Genomic DNA, 21,449 nt, shown 5'->3' with positions numbered 1-21,449 from the left:
AGCAGACCCGTCAGACGCGCGCGGGCCCGAGCGCACCTCGGTGCGATCGGGCCCGCGCGGCGGCGTCCCGTGGGAGCCTAGAGCTCATCCTCCTCGGGGAACCACCGGTGGAAGTCCAGGGTCAGGTACAGGGCCAGCGCCGCGGCGTTGTCCTCGCTGATCCGCAGGGCCACGTGCTCGAACCCCTCCTCCTTCAGCTCTGTGATGGCCACGCGCAGCAGCTGCTCGGCGAAGCCCTCCCGGCGCCGGGAGGACTCCGTGAACAGCTCGAAGATATACGGCGAATCCGGTAGGTCATCGCCCACCCGGGACTCCAGCACCAGGGCGGCGGCGATGATCCGGCCCGCATCATCCACCACCACGGGGGAGGCCTTCGGCAGCACCGCGCCGTACTCGCCGTCGAACATGTGGTGCAGGATCTCCAGAGCGTGGGCCTGGGAAGTCACCGAACCGTCATCGTAGGCCGTGAAGAACAGCCGGGCCAGGCCGTCGGCGTCCTGGCGGGCCACCGGACGGGTGCTGACCGTGACCGGGCGGGTGGACGTCCACGTGTCCCCGATCAGCGTGATCTTTCCGCTCATGGGTTGCTCCTTCCGGGAGAGGGTGCCTCGGGTCCCGCGCCGAGGATCGGGCGGGACCGGGGTGGGCGCCCGGGAACCTGCACGTCAGTGTACCCGGCGCCACATGGGGACCGGGCAGATGACCGTCTGCGTCCGCTCAGGGCCGCGTTCAGGGCCGCCCCGGACCTCACGCGGGCGACACCGGATTGCCCGGCAGGGCCCCGGCGCGGGCCAGCAGCTCGCCCAGCCCGTGCAGCACCTCCCGGGAGTCGTTGCCCAGGGCGTCGTGGTGCAGCGTCGGGGAGGTCCACAGGTCCAGCGACCCCACCGACGCCGCGGTCTGTCGGGCCGCGTCGAAGTCCACGTACACGTCGTGCTCATACGCGCTGGCCGCCACCGGCACCTCGTTGCCCCGCAGAACCCGCAGGTCGTAGAGCCGCCCCCAGTCCTGCTTGGCCGCCAGCAGCTCCGCGACCTCCCGCAGCGGGCGCAGCGCCGGATCCAGGCGGAAGTGCCACGGCTGGATCATCTCCCCGGTGAACAGCAGCGGCCGGGCCCCCGGGGAGAACTCCGGCAGCTCCTCCCGCACCCGCTGCGCCGCCCACGCCGTCGCCGTGCCCGGGCCATCCGCGTAGATGGCCTCGTGCATCAGGGCGTACAGCGGGTGCCCCGCGAAGCCGACGACGCCGGCCGCCTCCGCCAGGAAGCCCTCCGCAAGGCCATCCGGGCCCTCGGCGAAGGCCGACTCCAGCAGGTAGTGCAGCCGGTGCACCCGCCCGGTGCCGCCCAGCAGCATCCCGACGCTCTGGAACCGCTCCGGGCTCAGCGGAGACCCATCCGGCAGCAGCGCCTCCCGCCCCGCCAGCAGATCCGCGATGCGCCCGGCCCGCTCGGCATCCTCCGGGTACCAGGAGTGGAACTCCCGGCTGCGCTCGGCCATCCTCCGGTACGTCGCCCGGTAGACCTCCTCGGAGCTCCGATGGATCGGGGCCAGGCCCGCGGTCATCCAGCAGTGCAGCAGGGACTCCGGGGCGAAGGACAGATAGGTCAGGGTCAGAAAGCCTCCGAAGCTCTGCCCCAGGCTCGCCCACCGGGTCTCCGGCTCCCCGGCCAGCAGCGTCGCGCGCACCGCCTCCGCATCGGCCACGATGTCCGGAGCGCGGAAATGCTCCAGGTACGCCGCCTGCGCCGCGGCGTCGCCCTCCCGCGCCAGGGAACCTGCGCTGAGCGGGGTGGACAGGCCCGTGCCGCGCTGATCCAGCAGCACCACCCGGTAGTGCGGGGCGAGCAGCCCCAGCCACCCGGAATCCGACGCCGGACGCGGGGAGGCCATCCCCGGCCCACCCTGCAGATACACCAGATACGGACGACGCCGCACCGGCACCGGCGCCTCCGGATCAGCACTCGTGGCCACCCGGGCGAAGACCTCGATCTCCCGGTCCGCCACCGCCTTCGGCACCGCCGGATCCTCCGGGTGGGTCCAGGCCCGGGCGTGCGCCAGCGGCACCCGGAACCGATGCTCGCTCAGCCGCAGGCTCCCGACCTCGTGCACGGGACCGGCCCGGTGCGGCACCGGGGTCGCGCCGGGCGCGGGCAGAACCCGGCTCATCGCCGCACCCCCTCGGGCCCGCCCATCGGCGCCTCACCCTCCAGCAGGTCCTCCGCGGCCTCCAGCGGTCCGGCCTCGGCGAAGGGACCGACGTGCCCGATGCGCAGCACCGGGGCGCCCGCCTCATCCGAGGCCGCCAGATCCACCACCGCCGTGATCCCGTGGTCGTAGGCCTCCTCCGGATCCGCGAAGGCCTGCCGCACCCGCCAGATCCCGGACTGCGAGTCATCGATCATCAGGTGCTGCGGGGAGCGCGCCTGGGCATCGGTGAACAGGTCGTCGTAGGTCTCGAAGTACTCGTCCATCGCATCCGCCCACCGGTCGGCATCCCACCCGGAGTCCCCGTCCAGGGAGCCCAGGGTGCGCTCGCGCTCGTCGGCGAACAGCTCCACTCGCCGGAACAGGGCGTTGCGCACCATGACGCGGAAGGCCCGCGGGTTGTCCGTGACCTTCGGGGCGGATTCGGCCACCAGCTCTTCCAGGGATTCCTGCGCGGGTGCCGCGTCCTGCCCGGCGCTCATTCGCTCCCACTCGTCGATCAGGGAGTTGTCCGTCTGCCGGATCAGCTCGCTTAGCCACGCGATGAGATCCTCCAGCTGCTCGGTCAGCGCCGCCGGGGGCACCGTCTGGCGCAGGGCCCGGTAGGCGTCCGAGAGGTAGCGCAGCAGGATGCCCTCCGAGCGGGACAGCTCGTAGAACTGCACGTACTGGCCGAAGGACATGGCCCGCTCGTACATGTCCCGCACCACCGACTTCGGGGACAGCTCGAACTCCGCGATCCACGGCGCCCCGGAGCGGTAGGTCTCGAAGGCCTGCTCCAGCAGCTCGGCCAGGGGCTGCGGGTAGGTGATCCGGTCCGCGGCGTTCATCCGCTCCGTGTACTCCATGCCCTCGGCCTTCATCGCGGCGATGGCCTCCCCGCGGGCCTTGCGCTCCTGGCCGATGAGCACCTGCCGCGGGTCATCCAGGGTCGCCTCGATCACGGAGACGGCGTCCAGCGCGTAGTCCGGCGACTCCCGATCCAGCAGCTCCAGGGCCGCCAGGGCGAAGGGGGACAGCGGCTGGTTCAGCGCGAAGTCCTCCTGCAGCTGCACGGTCAGCGCCACCGGGCGGCCCTCCTCATCCGGGCGATCCAGGCGGCGCAGGACGCCGGCAGCCAGCAGCTCCCGGTAGATGCCCAGGGCCCGGCGGATCATCTCCCGCTGCCGGGCCGGGGTCTCGTGGTTCTCCCGCAGCAGCCGGCCGGCCGCGGCGAAGGGGTCCCCGGGCCGGTGCAGCAGGTTCAGCAGCATCGAGTGGGTCACCCCGAAGGAGCTGGTCAGCGGCTCAGGCTCGGCGGCCACCAGCTGCTCGAAGGTCTGGCGCGACCACGTCACGAAGCCCTGCGGGGGCTTCTTCCGCTTGCCCCGCAGGGACTGCTCGATCCGCTTCTCGTCCTCCCCGAAGCGGTTCCTGGCCTTCTCCAGCAGCTTCGCGTTCTCGATCTCGTGCTCCGGGGCCTGCACGACGACGGTCCCGGCCGTGTCATATCCGGCCCGCCCGGCCCGTCCGGCGATCTGGTGGAACTCCCGGGCCTTCAGCCGCCGGGTGCGGCGTCCGTCGAACTTGGACAGGGCCGTGATCAGCACCGTGCGGATCGGCACGTTGATGCCGACGCCGAGGGTGTCCGTGCCGCAGATGACCTTCAGCAGCCCGCGCTGGGCCAGCTGCTCGACCAGCCGCCGGTACTTGGGCAGCATCCCGGCGTGGTGCACCCCGATGCCGTGGCGCACCAGCTTGTTCAGGGTCTTGCCGAAGCCCGCCGAGAACCGGAAGCCCGCGATCGCCTCGGAGACCGCCTGCTGCTCCTCCTTGGACAGCACCGCGATGCTCATCAGCGCCTGGGCCTGCTCCATGGCCTGGGCCTGGGAGAAGTGGACCACGTACACCGGGGCCCGGTCCGTGCGCACCAGCTCCTCGATGGCCTCGTGCACGGGCTGCTCCGAGTAGTAGTAGTGCAGCGGGATCGGCCGCTCCGAGGAGGTCACGTAGGCCGTCTCCCGGCCCGTCAGCTCGCTCAGCTCCCGCCGGAACCGGGTCACATCCCCCAGGGTCGCGGACATCAGCAGGAACTGCGCCTGCGGCAGCTCCAGCAGCGGCACCTGCCACGCCCAGCCCCGCTGGGGATCCGAGTAGAAGTGGAACTCGTCCATGACCACCTGGCACAGATCGGCCCCCGCGCCCTCGCGCAGCACCACGTTCGCCAGGATCTCCGCGGTGCAGCACACGATCGGCGCACCGGCGTTGATCGAGGAGTCCCCGGTGACCATCCCGACGTTCTGCGCGCCGAAGATCGCGCACAGGTCGAAGAACTTCTCCGAGACCAGCGCCTTGATCGGCGCCGTGTAGTAGGAGCGCTGCCCGCGGGCCAGGCCCGTGAAGTGCGCGGCCACCGCGACCGTGGACTTCCCGGAGCCGGTCGGGGTGGCCAGGATGACGTTGGCCCCGGAGGCCAGCTCCAGCACCGCCTCCTCCTGCGCCGGGTACAGCTGCATCCCCCGGGAGTCGATCCACCGGGAGAAGCCGTCGGCGATCTCCTCCGCGGTCAGCGGATTCGAGGCGAAATCTCCCCGGAAGTAGCGGCGGTCGTCATCGGCGAGGCGGGGGTCCAGGGCTTCGAGCAGTCTCATCGGGCCCGAGTCTACCGACCCGCCCGGGTCGGCCCCGCTTGCGCCCGCCCGACCCGACCCCGCCGCCTCGGCCGGGTTGGGTCCCGCCGCCACCATACTGGAGAGGGAACGCACCCATCCCCACGACGACGGGAGTCCCCATGAGCATGCCCTCCGACCTCGAGATCGCCCAGCAGGCCCAGCCCCGGCCCATCGAGGAGATCGCCGCGACCGCCGGCATCGAGCGCGACCGGCTGGAGCCCTACGGCCGCCACGTCGCCAAGCTCCTGCCCGCCGCCGACGCCGCCCCCGAATGGCGTCGCGGCCGCTACGTCCTGGTCACCGCCATCACTCCGACGCCGCTGGGGGAGGGCAAGACCGCCACCTCCGTCTCCCTGGCCCAGGGCATGGCGCGCACCGGCCGCTCCGCGATGCTCACCCTGCGCCAGCCCTCCCTGGGCCCGACCTTCGGGATCAAGGGCGGGGCCGCCGGCGGCGGGTACTCGCAGGTCATCCCCATGGACAAGCTCAACCTGCACCTGACCGGGGACTTCCACGCCGTCACCGCCGCGCACAACATGCTCGCGGCGCTGCTGGACAACCATCTGCACCACGGCAACGCCCTGGACATCGACGAGCGCAGCATCACGTGGCGGCGCGTCCTGGACATCAACGACCGCTCCCTGCGCCACGTCGTCATCGGCCTGGGGGAGCGCCAGGACGGGGTCACCCGCCAGAGCGGCTTCGACATCACCTCGGCCAGCGAGATCATGGTCATCCTCTCCCTGGCCACGGATCTGGCGGATCTGAAGGCCCGGCTGGCCCGCATCGTCGTGGCCTCCACCCGGGACGGCGCGCCCGTGACCGCCGAGGACCTGAAGGCCGACGGCGCGCTGGCGGCTCTGCTGGCCGACGTGATCCACCCGAACCTGATGCAGACCCTCGAAGGGGTCCCCGCCCTGATCCACACCGGGCCCTTCGGCAACATCGCCACCGGCAACTCCTCGATCCTCGCCGACTACGCCGCCCTGGAGCACGCCGACTACGTCATTACCGAGGCCGGATTCGGAGCGGACATGGGTGCCGAGCGCTTCGTCAACGTCAAGTGCCGGGTCTCCGGGCTGACCCCGGACGCCGCGGTCCTCGTGGTCACCGTCCGGGCGCTGAAGGCCCACTCCGGACGCCACCGGATCGTGCCCGGCAAGCCCCTGCCCGAGGAGCTGCTGGCCGAGAACCCCGAGGACGTGCGCGCCGGGGCCCCGAACCTGCTCAAGCACCTGGAGATCCTGCGCGGCTTCGGCATCAGCCCCGTCGTGGCGATCAACGCCTTCCCGACCGACCACCCCAGCGAGCACGCCGTCATCCGGGAGATCGCCGAGCGGGCCGGGGCGCGGGTGGCCGTGCACGAGGGCGTGGCCCGCGGTGGAGACGGCGCCACCGAGCTGGCCGACGCCGTGGCCGAGGCCTGCGAGCAGCCGCACGAGCTGGTGCCCACCTACGCCCCCGAGGATTCCCTGACGGACAAGCTCGACGCCGTGGCCCGGAAGGTCTACGGGGCCGACGGGCTGGAGATCGCCCCGGCGGCTGCCCGCCAGCTGGCCCGCTGCGAAGAGCAGGGCTGCGGGGACCTGCCCGTGGTCATCGCCAAGACGCACCTGTCCCTGACCGCGGATCCCAGTCGGAAGGGCGCCCCGACGGGATGGCGCCTGCCGGTGCGGGAGGTGCGCCTGGCGGCCGGGGCCGGCTACGTCTACGCGATCTGCGGGACCATGCGCACCATGCCGGGGCTGTCCGCCTCCCCGGCGGCCGAGCGCATCGGGCTCGACGCCGACGGCGCCGTGCACGGGCTGTTCTGAGCCGGTTCAGGCGCGACGACGCCCCGTCGACCGCTCGCACGAGGGCGGTCGACGGGGCGTCGCGGCGTCGTCGGGAGGGCGGGGGAGGGATCAGCGATCGGCCGAGACCACGCTCCCGGCTGCCGATCCGCGGCTCACCAGCCGCGCCGCTCCCACTCGTCCAGGTGCGGGCGCTCGGCTCCCAGAGTCGTGGACTCGCCGTGACCGGGCAGGATGAGGGTGCCGTCGTCGTAGACGTCGAAGATCTTGGTGCGCACATCGTGCAGCAGGGCGCGGAAGGCCTCGAGGGAGTCGGTCTTGCCCACCCCGCCCGGGAACAGGGAGTCGCCCGTGAAGATCACGGTGCGCCCGGCCGGGTCCTCGTAGGCCAGGGCGATCGAGCCGGGGGTGTGCCCGCGCAGCTCGATGACCTTGAGGGAGAATCCCTCCAGATCCGCGGTGTCCCCGTCCTGGAAGGTGATGTCCATGGGCACGTCGATGTCCTGCTCGTCCCGCACCCCGCAGGCGGTCAGTGCCTCCGAGCGGGAGCGGATCTCCGCCAGCGCCCGCACGTGATCCCAGTGCGAATGCGTGGTCACGATCAGCTGCACGTTGCCGCAGCAGGTGCAGGACCCGGAGACGTCCTCGCGCCCGGCGGCCACCAACCCGGAGATCCGCTCCGGCTCGTCGGCCGCGTCGATCAGCAGCTGGGCCCCGGTGGAGCGGCAGGTCATCAGGTACACGTTGTTGTCCATCGAGGAGACGCTGATCCACCGGATCGTCACCTCGGACAGGTCGAGCTTCTCGGTCGCGAGTGCCATCATGCGCACGATTCTAGGGCCCCGCGGCCCCGCCCCCGCAACACGCGCGTGACGCACGCGCAACGCGACCGCCCCTCCGCACCCGTGGACCCGCGCCCGTGAGCCTCGGACACGCCGCGACCCCTGCCGGGCTCATGGGGCGCGGAAGGGGCGGGCCGGTGCGTTCGCCGGTGAGGGAAATCCGCCCGGCGGTCGTTCCGGACAGCTTCGCGAGCCGTAGAATAGATCTTCGAATGCCCGGCGACCGCGCCGCCCCCAACCCGGAAGGGAGCCCTCCCGCACCCATGAGCACCACCGCCGCCGCGCCCGCCGCGGGCGCCCAGGACCCCACCGAGATCATCGTCAAGGGGGCGCGGGAGAACAACCTGCGCACCGTGGACCTGCGGATCCCCCGCAACGCCATGGTGGTGTTCACCGGTCTGTCCGGCTCCGGCAAGTCCTCCCTGGCCTTCGACACCATCTTCGCCGAGGGCCAGCGCCGCTACGTCGAATCCCTGTCCGCCTACGCCCGGATGTTCCTCGGCCAGGTGGACAAGCCCGACGTCGACTTCATCGAGGGCCTGTCCCCGGCGGTGTCCATCGATCAGAAGTCCACCTCCAAGAACCCCCGCTCGACGGTCGGCACCATCACCGAGATCTACGATTACATGCGCCTGCTCTGGGCGCGCATCGGGCACCCCCACTGCCCGGTCTGCGGGGAGCCGATCGAGAAGCAGACCCCGCAGCAGATCGTGGACCAGCTGATGACCCGCCCGGAGCGGACCCGCCTGCAGGTCCTCGCCCCGGTGGTCCGCGCCCGCAAGGGCGAGTTCCAGGACCTGTTCTCCTCCCTGGCCCAGCAGGGCTACTCCCGGGCCGTGGTGGACGGGGAGCAGATCCGACTCACCGAGCCGCCGAGCCTGAAGAAGCAGTACAAGCACACCATCTCCGTGGTCGTGGACCGCATCGCCATCAAGGACTCCGCCCACCAGCGGCTCACGGACTCCATCGAGACCGCCCTGGGTCTGGCCGAGGGGCGAGTGACCATCGACTGGGTGGACGAGCCCGAGGACTCCGAGGCGCGCAGCCGCACCTACAGCGAGAACCTCGCCTGCCCCAACGGCCACGAGCTGGGCCAGACCGAGATCGAGCCGCGCTCCTTCTCCTTCAACAGCCCCTTCGGCGCCTGCCCCGAGTGCGACGGCATCGGCTCCCGGCTGGAGGTCGACGAGTCCCTGGTGGTCCCCGACCCGGAGAAGACCCTGGGGGAGGGGGCCATCGCCCCGTGGTCCCAGGGCAAGTCCACCACCGAGTACTGGCTGCGTCTGCTCGGCGGGCTCGGCCGGGAGGTCGGCTTCGACCTGAACACCCCGTGGGAGGAGCTGCCGAAGAAGGCCCGCCGGGCGATCCTGCACGGCAAGGACTTCAAGGTGGAGGTCGCCTACCGCAACCGCTTCGGCCGCGAGCGGCGCTACACCTCCGGCTTCGAGGGCGTCTACGCGTACATCCAGCGCAAGCACGAGGAGACCGAGTCCGACTGGGCCAAGGACCGCTACGAGCAGTACATGCGCCAGACCCCGTGCCCGGCCTGCGGCGGCGCCCGGCTGAACCCGACGATGCTCGCGGTGCACGTGGGCGGGAAGTCCATCGCCGAGGTCACCGCGATGCCGATGACCGGGGCCCAGGAGTTCATGGCCGGGCTGCGCCTGGATGAGCGCGAGCGGCACATCGCCGAGCAGGTGCTCAAGGAGATCAATGCCCGGCTGCAGTTCCTGCTCGACGTCGGCCTGGACTACCTGACCCTGGACCGGGCGGCCGCGACCCTGTCCGGCGGGGAGGCCCAGCGCATCCGCCTGGCCACCCAGATCGGCTCCGGGCTGGTCGGGGTCCTCTACGTCCTGGACGAGCCCTCGATCGGCCTGCACCAGCGGGACAACCGGCGGCTGATCGAGACCCTGACCAAGCTGCGGGACATGGGCAACACCCTGATCGTCGTGGAGCACGATGAGGACACCATCCGGGAATCCGACTGGGTGGTCGACGTCGGACCCGGCGCGGGCGAGCACGGCGGGCGCATCGTGCACTCCGGGCCGTACCGGCAGCTGCTGGAGAACCGGGAGTCCCTGACCGGGGCCTACCTGTCCGGGCGCCGTCAGATCGCGGTGCCCGCGCGGCGGCGCCCGGTGGACCGCAAGCGGATGGTGAAGGTGGTCGGGGCGAAGGAGAACAACCTGCGCGACGTCACGGTGTCCTTCCCCCTGGGCGTGCTCACCGCCGTCACCGGGGTCTCCGGCTCGGGCAAGTCCACCCTGGTCAACGACATCCTCTACACCGCGCTGGCCAACCGGCTCAACGGCGCCAAGCAGGTTCCGGGTCGGCACCGGCGGGTGGAGGGCCTGGAGCACCTGGACAAGATCGTGCACGTGGATCAGAGCCCCATCGGCCGGATGCCCCGCTCCAACCCCGCCACCTACACGGGGGTCTTCGACCACATCCGGCGGCTGTTCGCCGAGACCAACGAGGCCAAGGTGCGCGGCTACCAGCCGGGGCGCTTCTCCTTCAACGTCAAGGGCGGGCGCTGCGAGGCCTGCGCCGGGGACGGGACGCTGAAGATCGAGATGAACTTCCTGCCCGACGTGTACGTGCCGTGCGAGGTCTGCCACGGGGCCCGGTACAACCGGGAGACCCTGGAGATCCGCTACAAGGGCAAGAACATCGCCGAGGTGCTGGACATGCCCGTGGAGGAGGCCGCCGAGTTCTTCTCCGCCTTCACCCCGATCGCCCGGCACCTGAACACCCTCGTCGACGTCGGGCTGGGCTACATCCGGCTGGGTCAGCCCGCCCCCACCCTCTCCGGGGGTGAGGCCCAGCGGGTCAAGCTCGCCTCCGAGCTGCAGAAGCGCTCCAACGGGCGGACCATCTACGTGCTGGATGAGCCGACCACGGGCCTGCACTTCGAGGACATCGCCAAGCTGCTCAAGGTCCTGCAGTCCCTCGTGGACAAGGGCAACACCGTCCTGACGATCGAACACAACCTGGACGTCATCAAATCCGCGGACTGGATCGTGGACATGGGTCCGGAGGGCGGCTCCGGCGGCGGGCAGGTCATCGCCCAGGGCACCCCGGAGCAGGTCGCCCAGGAGCCGGGCAGCCACACCGGGCGCTTCCTGGCGGAGATCCTCGGGACCGACGACGACGGGCACGGCGCGTGAGCGGCGCTCCCGCCGGATCCGTCCCGGCGGTGCTGTTCGACCTGGACGGGACCCTGCTGGATCCGGCCGGGGCCATCACCGAGACCATCGCCGAGGCCATCCAGGCCCAGGGCCATCCGCGCCCGGAGGAGGCCACGCTGCGCCGGTTCGTAGGGCCGCCCGCCTCGGTGGGCCTGGAGCGGCACACGGACCTCTCCCCGGCCGAGCGCCGCGCCGCCCTGGCCGCCTACCGCGAGGCGTATCCCGCCCGGGCTGCCCGGGACTCCCGGCTCTACCCCGGGGTGGCGCAGCTGCTGCGGGACCTGCGCGCCGCGGGGGCCGCGGTGGCCCTGGCCACCCAGAAGCCGCAGCCCAGCGCCGAGCGGATCGCCGCGCACTTCGGGCTGGACGCCCTCGCGGACGTCATCTCCGGGGCGAGGGATGAGCTGCGCCCGGAGACCGCCCACCTGCCCGTGGACAAGGCCGGGGTCATCGCCCGCGCCCTGGACCTGCTGGCCCGGCGCGGGCTGGCGGCCGATCCGCGGCGCACCGTGATGGTCGGGGACCGGGAGTACGACGTCGAGGGCGCCCGGGTCCACGGCCTGGACTGCATCGGAGTGGCCTGGGGGTTCGCCGCCCCCGGAGAGCTCACCGCACACGGGGCCGCCGCCGTCGCGGAGGACGTCGACGCGCTGCGGGCCCAGCTGGCCCGGCGCTGCGACCTGCGGCTGGAGGGGACGGGATGACCTCGCCGCCGTGACGTGCCGCGCCCGGGGGTGGGAGCCGGTGTCGGGGAAATGTACAGTGTTCATGACACGCGCACCACACCGGCGAGGTCGCCGGCTCGGATGAGGGAAGGACCCTGACCAGACCCATGGAGAAGCTGTACCGGCTGACGCAGACGGCCGTGACCGGCCTGATCAAGACCGTCTTCCGGGCCAGGGTCACCGGTCTGAAGCGCTTCCCCGCCTCCGGTCCCGTGATCGTGGCCTCCAACCACCGGGCCTTCCTGGACTCCGTCATCATCTCCGCGCTCATGCCGCGGCGGGTGGCCTTCCTGGCGAAGGCCGAGTACGTGAACTCCCCGGGGTTCAAGGGTCGGCTGATGAAGCGGATCTTCGAGCTGATCGACATCATCCCCGTGAACCGCGCGGATCAGATCGAACGGCTCAAGGCCCTGGAGATCGGCCTGGAGCGCCTGGAGCGCGGCGGGGTCTTCGGGATCTACCCGGAGGGCACCCGCTCCCTGGACGGCTACCTCTACCGCGGCAAGATCGGGGTGGCGTGGCTGGCGCACATGACCGGCGCCCCCGTCGTCCCCGTCGGGCTGATCGGCACCGAGCGGATCCAGCCGCCCGGCACGAAGCTGCTGCGCCCGGTGCGCTTCACGGTGCGCGTCGGCGAGCCGATGAGCTTCGAGAAGCTCGGCGAGAAGCAGTCCGGGGCCCAGCGGCGGGCCACCACGGACGCGATCATGGACGAGATCGCCCGCCTGTGCGGGCAGCCGCGCAAGAACGAATACAACACCTCGCCCTCCCTGGCCAAGGACGCCGGCGCCTGACGTCCCGCGGGGAGGACCCGGTGCCCGAGCACTCAGGAGGACACCCTTCCCATGGCCGATCCGGCGACCTACCGGCCCCGCACGGGGGACATCCCCACCGACCCCGGCGTGTACCGCTTCCGGGACGACGTCGGGCGGGTCATCTACGTGGGCAAGGCCAAGAACCTGCGCAACCGGCTGACCAGCTACTTCGCCAAACCCGAGCAGCTGGCGCCGAAGACCTACGCGATGGTCCACACCGCGGCCGGGGTCGAATGGACCGTGGTGGCCTCCGAGCTGGAATCCCTGCAGCTGGAATACACCTGGATCAAGCAGTACACCCCGCGGTTCAACATCAAATACCGGGACGACAAGTCCTACCCGTACCTCGCGGTGTCCATGGCCGAGAAGTACCCCCGCGCGCAGGTGATGCGCGGGGAGAAGAAGAAGGGCACCCGCTACTTCGGGCCGTTCTCCCAGGCGTGGGCCATCCGCGAGACCCTGGACGCCCTGCTGCGGGTCTTCCCCGTGCGCACCTGCTCCGGGGCGGTGTTCCGCCGCGCCGAGCAGCAGGATCGGCCCTGCCTGCTCGGGTACATCGACAAGTGCTCCGCCCCGTGCGTCGGGCGCATCTCCGCGGAGGACCACCGAGAGCTGGCCGATCGACTCTGCCGGTTCATGGCGGGGGACTCCGAGCGGTTCATCCGGGAGCTGACCCGGCGGATGCACCGGGCGGCGGAGGAGATGGACTTCGAGGTCGCCGCCCGGCTGCGCGATGACATCCAGGCCCTGCGCACCGCCTTCGAGCGCAACGCCGTCGTGCTCTCGGATTCGGTGGACGCGGACCTGTTCGCCTTCCACGAGGACGAGCTGGAGGCCGCCGCCCAGGTCTTCCACGTGCGCGGCGGGCGCATCCGCGGCCAGCGCGGGTGGATCGTGGAGAAGGTCGAGGACCTCACCCCGGGGGAGATGGTCGAGCAGCTGCTGCAGCAGGTCTACGGGGAATCGGCCGTGACCCTGGCCTCCACCCCGCATGAGGACGAGACCAGCGCCCACGAGATCCCCCGCACCGTGCTGGTGCCCGTGCTGCCCAGCAACCGCGAGCAGCTGGAGCAGTGGCTGACGGGACTGCGCGGCTCGCGTGTCCGGATCTCCGTGCCGCAGCGCGGGGAGCGGGCGCAGCTGATGGGCACCGTCGCGGACAACGCCAAGCAGTCCCTGATGCTGCACAAGTCCCGCCGGGCCGGGGACCTGACCACCCGCAGCGCCTCCCTGCAGGAGCTGCAGGAGGCCCTGGGGCTGCCGGACCCGCTGATGCGCATCGAGTGCTACGACATCTCCCACGTGCAGGGCACCAACGTGGTGGCCTCCATGGTGGTCTTCGAGGACGGGCTGCCCCGCAAATCCGAGTACCGCAAGTTCTCCATCCGCGGGGAGGCGGCCCGCGACGACACCGCCTCGATGCACGACGTCATCACCCGCCGCTTCAAGCGCCACCTGGCAGATCAGGAGGAGCGGGCCCGGGCGGGGGTGCGCACCGGGCAGATCGACGCCGAGCAGGCCGGGGCCCCGGAGCCGCAGCGCTTCGCCTACCCGCCCAATCTCGTCGTCGTGGACGGCGGGCCCCCGCAGGTCGCCGCGGCCCGCCAGGCCCTGGACGAGCTGGGGATCTCCGACGTCGCGGTGGTCGGGCTGGCCAAGCGCCTGGAGGAGATCTGGGTGCCGGACGACGACTTCCCGGTCATCCTGCCGCGCGCCTCGCAGGGGTTGTTCCTGCTGCAGCGCCTGCGCGATGAGGCCCACCGGTTCGCGATCACCTTCCACCGCTCCAAGCGCGGCAAGGCCATGCTCTCCTCGGCCCTGGACGGGATCCCGGGGCTCGGGGCCGCCCGCCGGGATGCGCTGCTGGCGCAGTTCGGCACGCTGCAGGCCATCCGGGAGGCCGACGTCGAGCAGCTCACCCGGGTGCGCGGGATCGGGCCGAAGCTGGCCGAGGCCGTGCAGGAGCACCTGCGCGCCGAGGAGCCGGAACCGGCGCCGGATCCGCAGCCGGAATCGGCATCGGGACCGGCACCGGCCGCCGACGGCGCCTGATCGGGGCCTTGGGGCCCTGGGGTCTTGGGGCGCCGGAGTATCCTGGAGGGGCAGCCGCGTCCCGCTTCCCCCGTCCGGGGACGCGCCCCTGACCACAGGCACGACCCAGCAGGAGACGAGCACCCGGTGACCTCGCAGCAGCCCCCCTCAGCATCCGCCCCACAACCGCCCCGCGACCGGTCCGAGACCCCCGCCCCCGACGCCGGGAATGATCCGCTCGTGCCCCAGAAGCCCGCCGCCCAGTCGGAGATGCTCGTGATCACCGGGATCTCCGGGGCCGGGCGCTCGACCGCCGCGCACACGCTGGAGGACAACGGCTGGTACGTCGTGGACAACCTGCCGCCGCAGATGCTCACCCCCCTGGTGGATCTGGTGGCGCGCAGCCCCAAGGCCATGCCGCGCCTGGCCGTGATCATCGACATCCGGGGCACCGCCCTGTTCGAGAACTTCCGCGAGGCCCTGGACGTGCTCAACGCCGCCCCGGTCGAGTACACGGTGCTCTTCCTCGACGCCTCGGATCAGGCGATCATCGCCCGCTACGAGGCCCAGCGCCGCCCCCACCCGCTGCAGAGGGAGGGGCGCATCCTGGACGGGATCCACGCCGAGCGGGAGCTGCTGGCCGATCTCAAGCGCCGGGCCGACGTCGTGCTGGACACCTCGGAGTACAACGTGCACGAGCTGTCCAAGGTCATCTCCCGCACCTACTCGGCCACGGGCCCCTCGGTGGTGAACCTGACGGTCATGAGCTTCGGCTTCAAGTACGGGGTGCCGGCCGATGCGAACTTCATGGCCGATATGCGCTTCGTCCCCAACCCGCACTGGGTTCCCGCCCTGCGGCCCAAGACGGGCCAGGACCCGGAGGTGCGGGACTTCGTGCTCAAGGACAGCGGCGCCCAGACCTTCGTGGACCAGTACGCCGAGGCGCTGAAGCCCGTGATCGCCGGCTACCGCTCGGAGAACAAGCACTACGCGACCATCGCGATCGGCTGCACCGGCGGCAAGCACCGCTCGGTCGCGGTGACCGAGGAGCTGGCCCGGCGGCTCAAGGGCCTGCCCAACGTCACCGTGAACGTCCAGCACCGCGATCTGGGGCGGGAGTAGCGCCGTGGCCGCGATCGGATCCCGGGGCGAGGCCGTCCCGGAGGCCGGGGCCGGCGCCCCGCGCGTCGTCGCCCTCGGCGGGGGCCACGGGCTCTACGCCTCGCTCTCGGCGCTGCGCCTGCTCACCCCGCAGCTGACCGCGGTGGTCACGGTCGCCGATGACGGCGGCTCCTCCGGGCGGCTGCGGGAGCAGTTCGACGTGCTGCCGCCGGGGGACCTGCGCATGGCGCTGTCCGCCTTGTGCGACGACTCCGCGTGGGGGCACCTGTGGCGGGAGGCGATGCAGCATCGCTTCTCGACCCTGCCCGGTTCCTCGGGGGAGCTGGACGGGCACGCGATGGGCAACCTGCTGCTGCTGAGCCTGTGGCAGCTGCTGGATGATCCGGTGGCCGGACTGGACTGGGCCTCCCAGCTGCTGAAGGCCCGCGGGCGGGTCCTGCCGATGGCGGTGGATCCCCTCGTGGTCTCCGGGTGGGTGCGGGACCATCAGGGCGCCCCGAAGCGGATCACGGGCCAGGCGCGCCTGGCCACCGCCGAGCGCGTCGAGCGGATCAGCCTGGAGCCGGCCGAGGCCCGGGCCTGCCCCGAAGCGCTGGAGGCGATCCGCGCGGCGGACTGGCTCGTGCTGGGCCCCGGGTCCTGGTACACCTCGGTCATCCCGCACCTGCTGCTGCCGGAGCTGCGGGAGGCGATCTGCTCCTCCGCGGCGCGGGTGTGCGTGTGCATGAACCTCGCGATGGAGCGGCGCGAGACCGCCGGACTGGGTGCCGTCGGGCACCTGGAGGTCCTGGAGCGGTACGCTCCCGGCCTGCAGATCGACGCCGTCGTCGCGGACCCCTCGGCCCTGTCGGATCCGCAGGGGTTCGACGCGGCGGTGCGCGAACGCGGCGCGCGGCTGGTCAGCCAGTCGCTGCGTCGGCGCCGCGGGGAGGACGTGCACAGCCACCTGCGCCTGGCCGCGGCCTACCAGGAGGCCATGGGCCTGCCCGAGGAGCCCGTGCTCAGCCCGCCCGCGGCGCCTCACGACTGAGGCCCCGCGACTGACCCCACCCACTGACCATCCCGGCCGGTGCCTCCGCTGAGCGCCGTCTCACCGCGGGCACCCGGCCCAGACCCCCTTCGGAGAGGAATCCCCCACCATGGCCCTGACCGCACTGGCTAAGGACGAGCTGGCAGGCCTGGAGACGCCCCGGGCTTCCGCGCGCCAGGCGCAGACCGCCGCGCTGCTGCGCTTCGCCGGGGGTCTGCACCTGGTCGGCGGGCGCATCGTCATCGAGGCCGAGCTGGATCACCTGCCCACCGGGCGGCGGCTGCTCGCGGAGATCGGGGAGCTGTACGGGCAGACGGGACGGCTGTACTCGGTGGCCGGCGGCGCGCTGAAGAAGGGCGGGCACTACGTCCTGCGCATCGACCGGGGCGCGGAGGCCCTGGCGCGCCAGACGGGCCTGCTGGATGCCCGGGGTCGGCCGGCGCGCGGGCTGCCCTCGGCCGTGGTCAACGGCTCCGTCGATGATGCGGCCGCCGCCCTGCGCGGGGCCTTCCTGGCCCGCGGATCCCTGACGGAGCCGGGCCGCTCCGCCGCCCTGGAGTTCACCTGCCCGGGCTCCGAGGCGGCCCTGGCGCTGGTCGGCTGCGCCCGGCGCCTGGACGTGCTGGCCAAGGCCCGGGAGTCCCGGGGGGCTGACCGGGTGCTCGTGCGCGACGGCGCCGGGATCTGCGCGCTGCTGCGCGCCCTGGGGGCCACCCGGGCGCTGCGCCGATGGGAGAAGGGCCGCGTCCACCGGGAGGTGCGCGGCACGGCCAACCGGCTGGCCAACTTCGACGACGCCAACCTCCGGCGCTCCGCGCAGGCGGCCGTGACCGCCGGGGCGCGGGTCGAGCGCGCCCTGGAGATCCTGGGCGATGACGTCCCGGAGCATCTGCGCGAGGCCGGGAGGCTGCGACTGGAGCACCGACACGCGAGCTTGGATGAGCTGGGGCGCCTGGCGGATCCGCCGCTGACCAAGGACGCGATCGCCGGGCGGATCCGGCGGCTGCTGGCCCTGGCCCGGCGCACGGCCGAGGCCGAGCAGGCGCGGGCGGGCGAGGAGCAGGACGCCGCGGGCCGGTGAGCCCGCGCGTCGATGACGCCGCGGGCCGGTGAGCCCGCGCGTCGATGACGCCGCGCCGCCCGCGCTGTTCGCCATCGGCGATGAGAAACCCACACGATCCCAGATCCGGCGGCTCAGCGGCCCGGGAGACGGCCATTTCGGTGGCGGGCGTCACGAGAAGGAGGGCTCGGAGGGTGTGAAATCCCACCGGAAACAAAATTCACCCCCGGAATCGCACCCAAACACACACGCGATCCACTAGGCTGGAACCAGCACCGGATGCGAGGGCGGTTCCACCCGCCGCCGGGTCCGGACCTGGGGAGGCCCCCGCGGGTCCCCTCGACCACGAATACTCAAACTGAGGAGTTTGATCACAGTGACTGTACGCATCGGCATCAACGGCTTCGGACGCATCGGGCGCAACTACTTCCGCGCCGTGCGGGAGCAGGGCGAGAACATCGAGATCGTCGCCGTCAACGACCTCACCTCCCCGGAGACCCTGGCTCACCTCCTCAAGTACGACTCCATCCTCGGGCCGCTGAAGGCCGAGGTGTCCGTCAAGGACGGCAACATCGTCGTCGACGGCAAGGAGATCAAGGTCCTGTCCGAGAAGGACCCGGCCAACCTGCCGTGGAAGGACCTGGGCGTGGACATCGTCCTGGAGTCCACCGGTCTGTTCACCGACGGCAACAAGGCCAAGGCCCACATCGAGGCCGGCGCCAAGAAGGTCATCGTCTCCGCCCCGGGCACCAACCTGGACGGCACCTTCGTCATGGGCGTGAACGACGACACCTACGATGCCGAGAAGCACAACGTCGTCTCCAACGCCTCCTGCACCACCAACTGCCTGGCCCCGCTGGCCAAGGTGATGGACCAGAAGTTCGGCATCAAGTCCGGCCTGATGACCACCATCCACTCCTACACAGCGGACCAGCGCCTGCAGGACGCCCCCCACAAGGATCTGCGTCGCGCCCGGGCCGCGGCCGTGAACATGATCCCGACCTCCACCGGCGCCGCCCGCACCGTGGGCAAGGTCTACGAGCCGGTCGCCGGCAAGCTGGACGGCATGGCCTTCCGCGTGCCGACCATCACCGGCTCCATCGTGGACCTGTCCCTGACCCTGGAGAAGGACGCCACCGTCGAGGAGATCAACGCCGCCGTCAAGGAGGCCGCCGAGGGCGAGTACCAGGGCATCATCAAGTACACCGAGGACCCGATCGTCTCCACCGACATCGTCGGCGAGGAGATCTCCACGGTCTTCGACGCGCAGCTGACCTCCGTGCTGAACGGCCAGGTCAAGGTCTTCGCGTGGTACGACAACGAGTGGGGCTTCACCTCCCGCACGGTGAAGTTCACCAACAAGATCGCCGCCGCGCTGTAAGCGCGGACTGAGCGGGAACATCACCTTTCGACGCGAGGCAAGGGAGCAAGCGATGGCACAGGCACTGGATGAACTGATCGACGCGGGCGTGAAGGGACGCCGGATCCTGGTCCGGTCCGACCTCAACGTCCCGCTGGACGGACAGCAGGTCACGGACGACGGACGCATCAGGGCGTCCCTGCCCGTGCTCGAGAAGCTGACCGGCGCCGGTGCCCGGGTCATCGTGACCGCCCACCTCGGTCGGCCCAAGGGGGAGCACAACCCCAAGTACTCCCTCAAGCCCGCGGCCGACCGCCTCCGTGAGCTCGCGGATTTCCCCGTGCAGCTCGCGGAGGACGTCGTGGGGGATGACGCCCGTGCCAAGGCCGAGGCGCTGTCCGACGGCGAGGTCCTCGTCGTCGAGAACGTGCGCTTCGACCCCCGGGAGACCTCCAAGGACGACGCCGAGCGCGAGGCGTTCGCCGACGAGCTCGTGGCCCTGACGGGTCAGGACGGCGCCTACGTGGACGATGCCTTCGGCGCCGTGCACCGGAAGCACGCCTCCGTCTACGACGTCGCCCGGAAGCTGCCGGCCTACCTGGGCGACCTCGTCAAGACCGAGCTGGAGGTCCTCAAGCGGATCACCGAGGACCCACAGCGGCCCTTCGTGGTCGTGATGGGCGGGGCCAAGGTCTCCGACAAGCTCGCCGTGATCGAGAACCTCATCGGCAAGGCCGATGCCCTCCTGATCGGCGGCGGCATGAGCTACACCTTCGCCGCCGCGCAGGGTCACGCGGTCGGCAAGTCCATCCTCGAGAAGGACCAGATCGACACCGTCAAGCGGTACCTGGCCGAGGCGAAGGAGAAGGGCACCGAGATCGTGCTGCCCGTGGACGTCACCTGGGCCGCGGACTTCGCCGCCGACGCCGAGCACGAGATCCGCCCCGTGGAGGACCTCGAGGGCGGGAAGATCGGCCCCGAGGGCGAGGGCCTGGACATCGGAACCGAGACGGTCAAGCTGTTCTCCGAGCGGATCAAGGACGCCCGCACCATCTTCTGGAACGGCCCCATGGGCGTGTTCGAGATGCCCGCCTTCGCCAAGGGCACCGAGGCCATCGCCCGGGCCATCGCCGACTCCGACGCCTTCAGCGTGATCGGCGGCGGCGACTCCGCCTCCGCGGTGCGCAACCTCGGCTTCTCGGACGACGAGTTCGGGCACATCTCCACCGGGGGCGGGGCCTCCCTGGAGTTCATCGAGGGTAAGACCCTGCCGGGTCTCGAGGCCCTGGGCGCCTGAGCCCGGATCCCCACCGCACCGAGAGCAGACGACCCGAAAGGACCATCCGCATGACCACCCAGACCAACGGGAGCTTCGACCGGAAGCCGCTGATCGCCGGCAACTGGAAGATGAACATGGATCACTCCGAGGGCGTGGCGCTGCTGCAGAAGCTCGCCTGGACCCTGGATGACGCGAACTTCGACTACGACCGCGTCGAGGTGGCCGTCTTCCCGCCGTTCACCGACCTGCGCTCCGTGCAGAGCCTGGTGGCCGGGGACAAGCTGAGCATCGCCTACGGCGGGCAGGACCTCTCCGAGCAGGACTCCGGGGCCTACACCGGTGACATCTCCGGGCAGTTCCTCGCCAAGCTGGAGTGCTCCTACGTGCTGGTCGGGCACTCCGAGCGCCGCAGCATCCACCACGAGTCCGATGCGCTGTGCGCCCAGAAGGTCCAGGCGGCCTACCGCCATGGGCTCACCCCCGTGCTGTGCGTGGGCGAGGGCCTGGAGGAGCGCAAGGCCGGCAACCACGTCTCCTACACCCTCGAGCAGCTGCGCGGCTCCCTCGACGGGCTCACCAAGGAGCAGGCCGCAAGCCTCGTCGTCGCGTACGAGCCCGTCTGGGCCATCGGCACGGGCGAGACCGCCGGCCCCGAGGACGCCCAGGAGATGTCCGCGGCCATCCGCGGGCAGCTGGCCGAGCTGTTCGATGAGGAGACCGCCGGGAAGATCCGGATCCTCTACGGCGGCTCCGTCAAGGCCGCGACCGCGGCCGGCACGCTGGCGGAGAAGGACGTCGACGGCGTCCTGGTCGGCGGGGCCTCCCTGAAGGCGGAGGAGTTCGCCAACATCGCCCGCTTCGAGAAGCACGTGGTGGCATGAGCCACCCGCTCTCATGAGCCCGAGGCCGCCCCGGTCGGATCGGATGATCCCCGCGGGCGGCCTCGGGCTTGCGCCCACCCGAGTCCCGCGCGCCCGATGGCGTACAGTGGGGCGAGGACACCCGCGAACATCATGCGCGGCGGTGAGCCGGAGCGCTCGAGGCGCCGGCACCGCCCGCCGAGGAAAGGCCTGGAACACCCGTGGAGACGCTGCGCTGGATCCTGCTGGGCGTGATCGTGCTGACCAGCATCATGACGATCTTCTTCGTCCTGCTCAACAAGGGCAAGGGCGGGGGGCTGTCGGACATGTTCGGCGGCGGGATGACCAGCTCCCTGAACTCCTCCGGCGTCGCCTCGCGCAACCTGGTGCGCCTGACCGTCACGACGATCCTCATCTGGGTCTTCGCGATCATCGGCTACGGCCTGGTGCTGCGCTTCGACGCGGTGTGAGCACCACGGGCG

16 protein-coding genes are annotated in these 21,449 nt (G+C 71.4%); 12 read left to right on the top strand and 4 right to left on the bottom strand.

Annotated elements, in window-relative coordinates:
* Positions 1–77: 77 nt before the first annotated feature.
* The 3 genes from KKR01S_RS07165 to KKR01S_RS07155 all read right to left on the bottom strand — a co-directional run bounded on the left by KKR01S_RS07165 (position 78) and on the right by KKR01S_RS07155 (position 4,838).
* Complete coding sequence (locus KKR01S_RS07165) at positions 78–581, bottom strand: GNAT family N-acetyltransferase (RefSeq protein WP_058731696.1); 504 nt, start codon at positions 579–581, stop codon at positions 78–80.
* Positions 582–747: 166 nt separating this feature from the next.
* Complete coding sequence (locus KKR01S_RS07160) at positions 748–2,169, bottom strand: alpha/beta fold hydrolase (RefSeq protein WP_061225648.1); 1,422 nt, start codon at positions 2,167–2,169, stop codon at positions 748–750.
* Positions 2,166–4,838 carry a DEAD/DEAH box helicase gene (locus KKR01S_RS07155; RefSeq protein WP_081101628.1) on the bottom strand — a complete coding sequence of 891 codons (2,673 nt, stop codon included), beginning with the start codon at positions 4,836–4,838 and terminating at the stop codon, positions 2,166–2,168. Before KKR01S_RS07155 ends, KKR01S_RS07160 begins: the two co-directional genes overlap by 4 nt.
* 140 nt (positions 4,839–4,978) lie before the next feature.
* Here KKR01S_RS07155 and KKR01S_RS07150 point away from each other — a divergent pair, with 140 nt between their 5' ends.
* On the top strand, positions 4,979–6,673 hold the full coding sequence (locus tag KKR01S_RS07150; RefSeq protein ID WP_061225647.1) for a formate--tetrahydrofolate ligase: 1,695 nt from the start codon (positions 4,979–4,981) through the stop codon (positions 6,671–6,673).
* Between the two features lie 134 nt (positions 6,674–6,807).
* On the opposite strand, the gene KKR01S_RS07145 is transcribed toward KKR01S_RS07150, so the two are convergent.
* On the bottom strand, positions 6,808–7,476 hold the full coding sequence (locus KKR01S_RS07145; protein ID WP_061225646.1) for an MBL fold metallo-hydrolase: 669 nt from the start codon (positions 7,474–7,476) through the stop codon (positions 6,808–6,810).
* Positions 7,477–7,757: 281 nt separating this feature from the next.
* On the opposite strand from KKR01S_RS07145, the gene uvrA reads away from it, so the two are divergent.
* From uvrA to secG, 11 genes are all read left to right on the top strand, one after another.
* Complete coding sequence (gene uvrA, locus KKR01S_RS07140; protein WP_061225645.1) at positions 7,758–10,664, top strand: excinuclease ABC subunit UvrA; 2,907 nt, start codon at positions 7,758–7,760, stop codon at positions 10,662–10,664.
* Positions 10,661–11,389: an HAD family hydrolase gene (locus tag KKR01S_RS07135; RefSeq protein WP_081101626.1), complete on the top strand. Its 729-nt coding sequence runs from the start codon at positions 10,661–10,663 to the stop codon at positions 11,387–11,389. The genes uvrA and KKR01S_RS07135 overlap by 4 nt, the downstream gene beginning before the upstream one ends.
* 128 nt (positions 11,390–11,517) lie before the next feature.
* Positions 11,518–12,204, top strand: a complete 687-nt coding sequence (locus KKR01S_RS07130; protein WP_061225644.1) for a lysophospholipid acyltransferase family protein — start codon at positions 11,518–11,520, stop codon at positions 12,202–12,204.
* 51 nt (positions 12,205–12,255) lie between these two features.
* Positions 12,256–14,277, top strand: coding sequence for an excinuclease ABC subunit UvrC (gene uvrC / locus KKR01S_RS07125; protein WP_061225643.1), 2,022 nt, complete (start codon positions 12,256–12,258; stop codon positions 14,275–14,277).
* A gap of 249 nt (positions 14,278–14,526) precedes the next feature.
* Positions 14,527–15,378, top strand: coding sequence for an RNase adapter RapZ (gene rapZ, locus KKR01S_RS07120; protein WP_081101633.1), 852 nt, complete (start codon positions 14,527–14,529; stop codon positions 15,376–15,378).
* Between the two features lie 4 nt (positions 15,379–15,382).
* On the top strand, positions 15,383–16,408 hold the full coding sequence (locus tag KKR01S_RS07115) for a gluconeogenesis factor YvcK family protein (RefSeq protein WP_058743508.1): 1,026 nt from the start codon (positions 15,383–15,385) through the stop codon (positions 16,406–16,408).
* Between the two features lie 109 nt (positions 16,409–16,517).
* A complete protein-coding gene (gene whiA, locus KKR01S_RS07110) occupies positions 16,518–17,489 on the top strand; it encodes a DNA-binding protein WhiA (protein WP_061225641.1) in 972 nt (323 codons plus the stop codon).
* A 355-nt stretch (positions 17,490–17,844) separates the two neighbouring features.
* The gene (gap, locus tag KKR01S_RS07105; protein ID WP_058730512.1) at positions 17,845–18,849 is read left to right on the top strand and encodes a type I glyceraldehyde-3-phosphate dehydrogenase; all 1,005 of its coding nucleotides are present in this window, start codon (positions 17,845–17,847) and stop codon (positions 18,847–18,849) included.
* A 52-nt stretch (positions 18,850–18,901) separates the two neighbouring features.
* The gene (locus KKR01S_RS07100; RefSeq protein ID WP_058730511.1) at positions 18,902–20,125 is read left to right on the top strand and encodes a phosphoglycerate kinase; all 1,224 of its coding nucleotides are present in this window, start codon (positions 18,902–18,904) and stop codon (positions 20,123–20,125) included.
* A 50-nt stretch (positions 20,126–20,175) separates the two neighbouring features.
* Positions 20,176–20,988 carry a triose-phosphate isomerase gene (gene tpiA, locus KKR01S_RS07095; RefSeq protein ID WP_058730510.1) on the top strand — a complete coding sequence of 271 codons (813 nt, stop codon included), beginning with the start codon at positions 20,176–20,178 and terminating at the stop codon, positions 20,986–20,988.
* A 209-nt stretch (positions 20,989–21,197) separates the two neighbouring features.
* Positions 21,198–21,437, top strand: a complete 240-nt coding sequence (gene secG / locus KKR01S_RS07090) for a preprotein translocase subunit SecG (protein ID WP_263619119.1) — start codon at positions 21,198–21,200, stop codon at positions 21,435–21,437.
* Positions 21,438–21,449 lie beyond the last annotated feature (12 nt).

Source organism: Rothia kristinae NBRC 15354 (assembly GCF_001570865.1).
GTDB classification, from domain to species: Bacteria; Actinomycetota; Actinomycetes; order Actinomycetales; family Micrococcaceae; genus Rothia; species Rothia kristinae.
Note: the sequence above shows the minus strand (reverse complement) of the source record. Positions and strands in the feature narration are given on the sequence as shown.

What these genes read in the sequence shown, in the direction of transcription:
- KKR01S_RS07165 (WP_058731696.1), bottom strand. Translation starts at nt 581, where the DNA reads ATGAGCGGAAAGATCACGCTGATCGGGGACACGTGGACGTCCACCCGC.
- KKR01S_RS07160 (WP_061225648.1), bottom strand. Translation starts at nt 2,169, where the DNA reads ATGAGCCGGGTTCTGCCCGCGCCCGGCGCGACCCCGGTGCCGCACCGG.
- KKR01S_RS07155 (WP_081101628.1), bottom strand. Translation starts at nt 4,838, where the DNA reads ATGAGACTGCTCGAAGCCCTGGACCCCCGCCTCGCCGATGACGACCGC.
- KKR01S_RS07150 (WP_061225647.1), top strand. Translation starts at nt 4,979, where the DNA reads ATGAGCATGCCCTCCGACCTCGAGATCGCCCAGCAGGCCCAGCCCCGG.
- KKR01S_RS07145 (WP_061225646.1), bottom strand. Translation starts at nt 7,476, where the DNA reads ATGATGGCACTCGCGACCGAGAAGCTCGACCTGTCCGAGGTGACGATC.
- uvrA (WP_061225645.1), top strand. Translation starts at nt 7,758, where the DNA reads ATGAGCACCACCGCCGCCGCGCCCGCCGCGGGCGCCCAGGACCCCACC.
- KKR01S_RS07130 (WP_061225644.1), top strand. Translation starts at nt 11,518, where the DNA reads ATGGAGAAGCTGTACCGGCTGACGCAGACGGCCGTGACCGGCCTGATC.
- uvrC (WP_061225643.1), top strand. Translation starts at nt 12,256, where the DNA reads ATGGCCGATCCGGCGACCTACCGGCCCCGCACGGGGGACATCCCCACC.
- rapZ (WP_081101633.1), top strand. Translation starts at nt 14,527, where the DNA reads ATGCTCGTGATCACCGGGATCTCCGGGGCCGGGCGCTCGACCGCCGCG.
- whiA (WP_061225641.1), top strand. Translation starts at nt 16,518, where the DNA reads ATGGCCCTGACCGCACTGGCTAAGGACGAGCTGGCAGGCCTGGAGACG.
- KKR01S_RS07100 (WP_058730511.1), top strand. Translation starts at nt 18,902, where the DNA reads ATGGCACAGGCACTGGATGAACTGATCGACGCGGGCGTGAAGGGACGC.
- tpiA (WP_058730510.1), top strand. Translation starts at nt 20,176, where the DNA reads ATGACCACCCAGACCAACGGGAGCTTCGACCGGAAGCCGCTGATCGCC.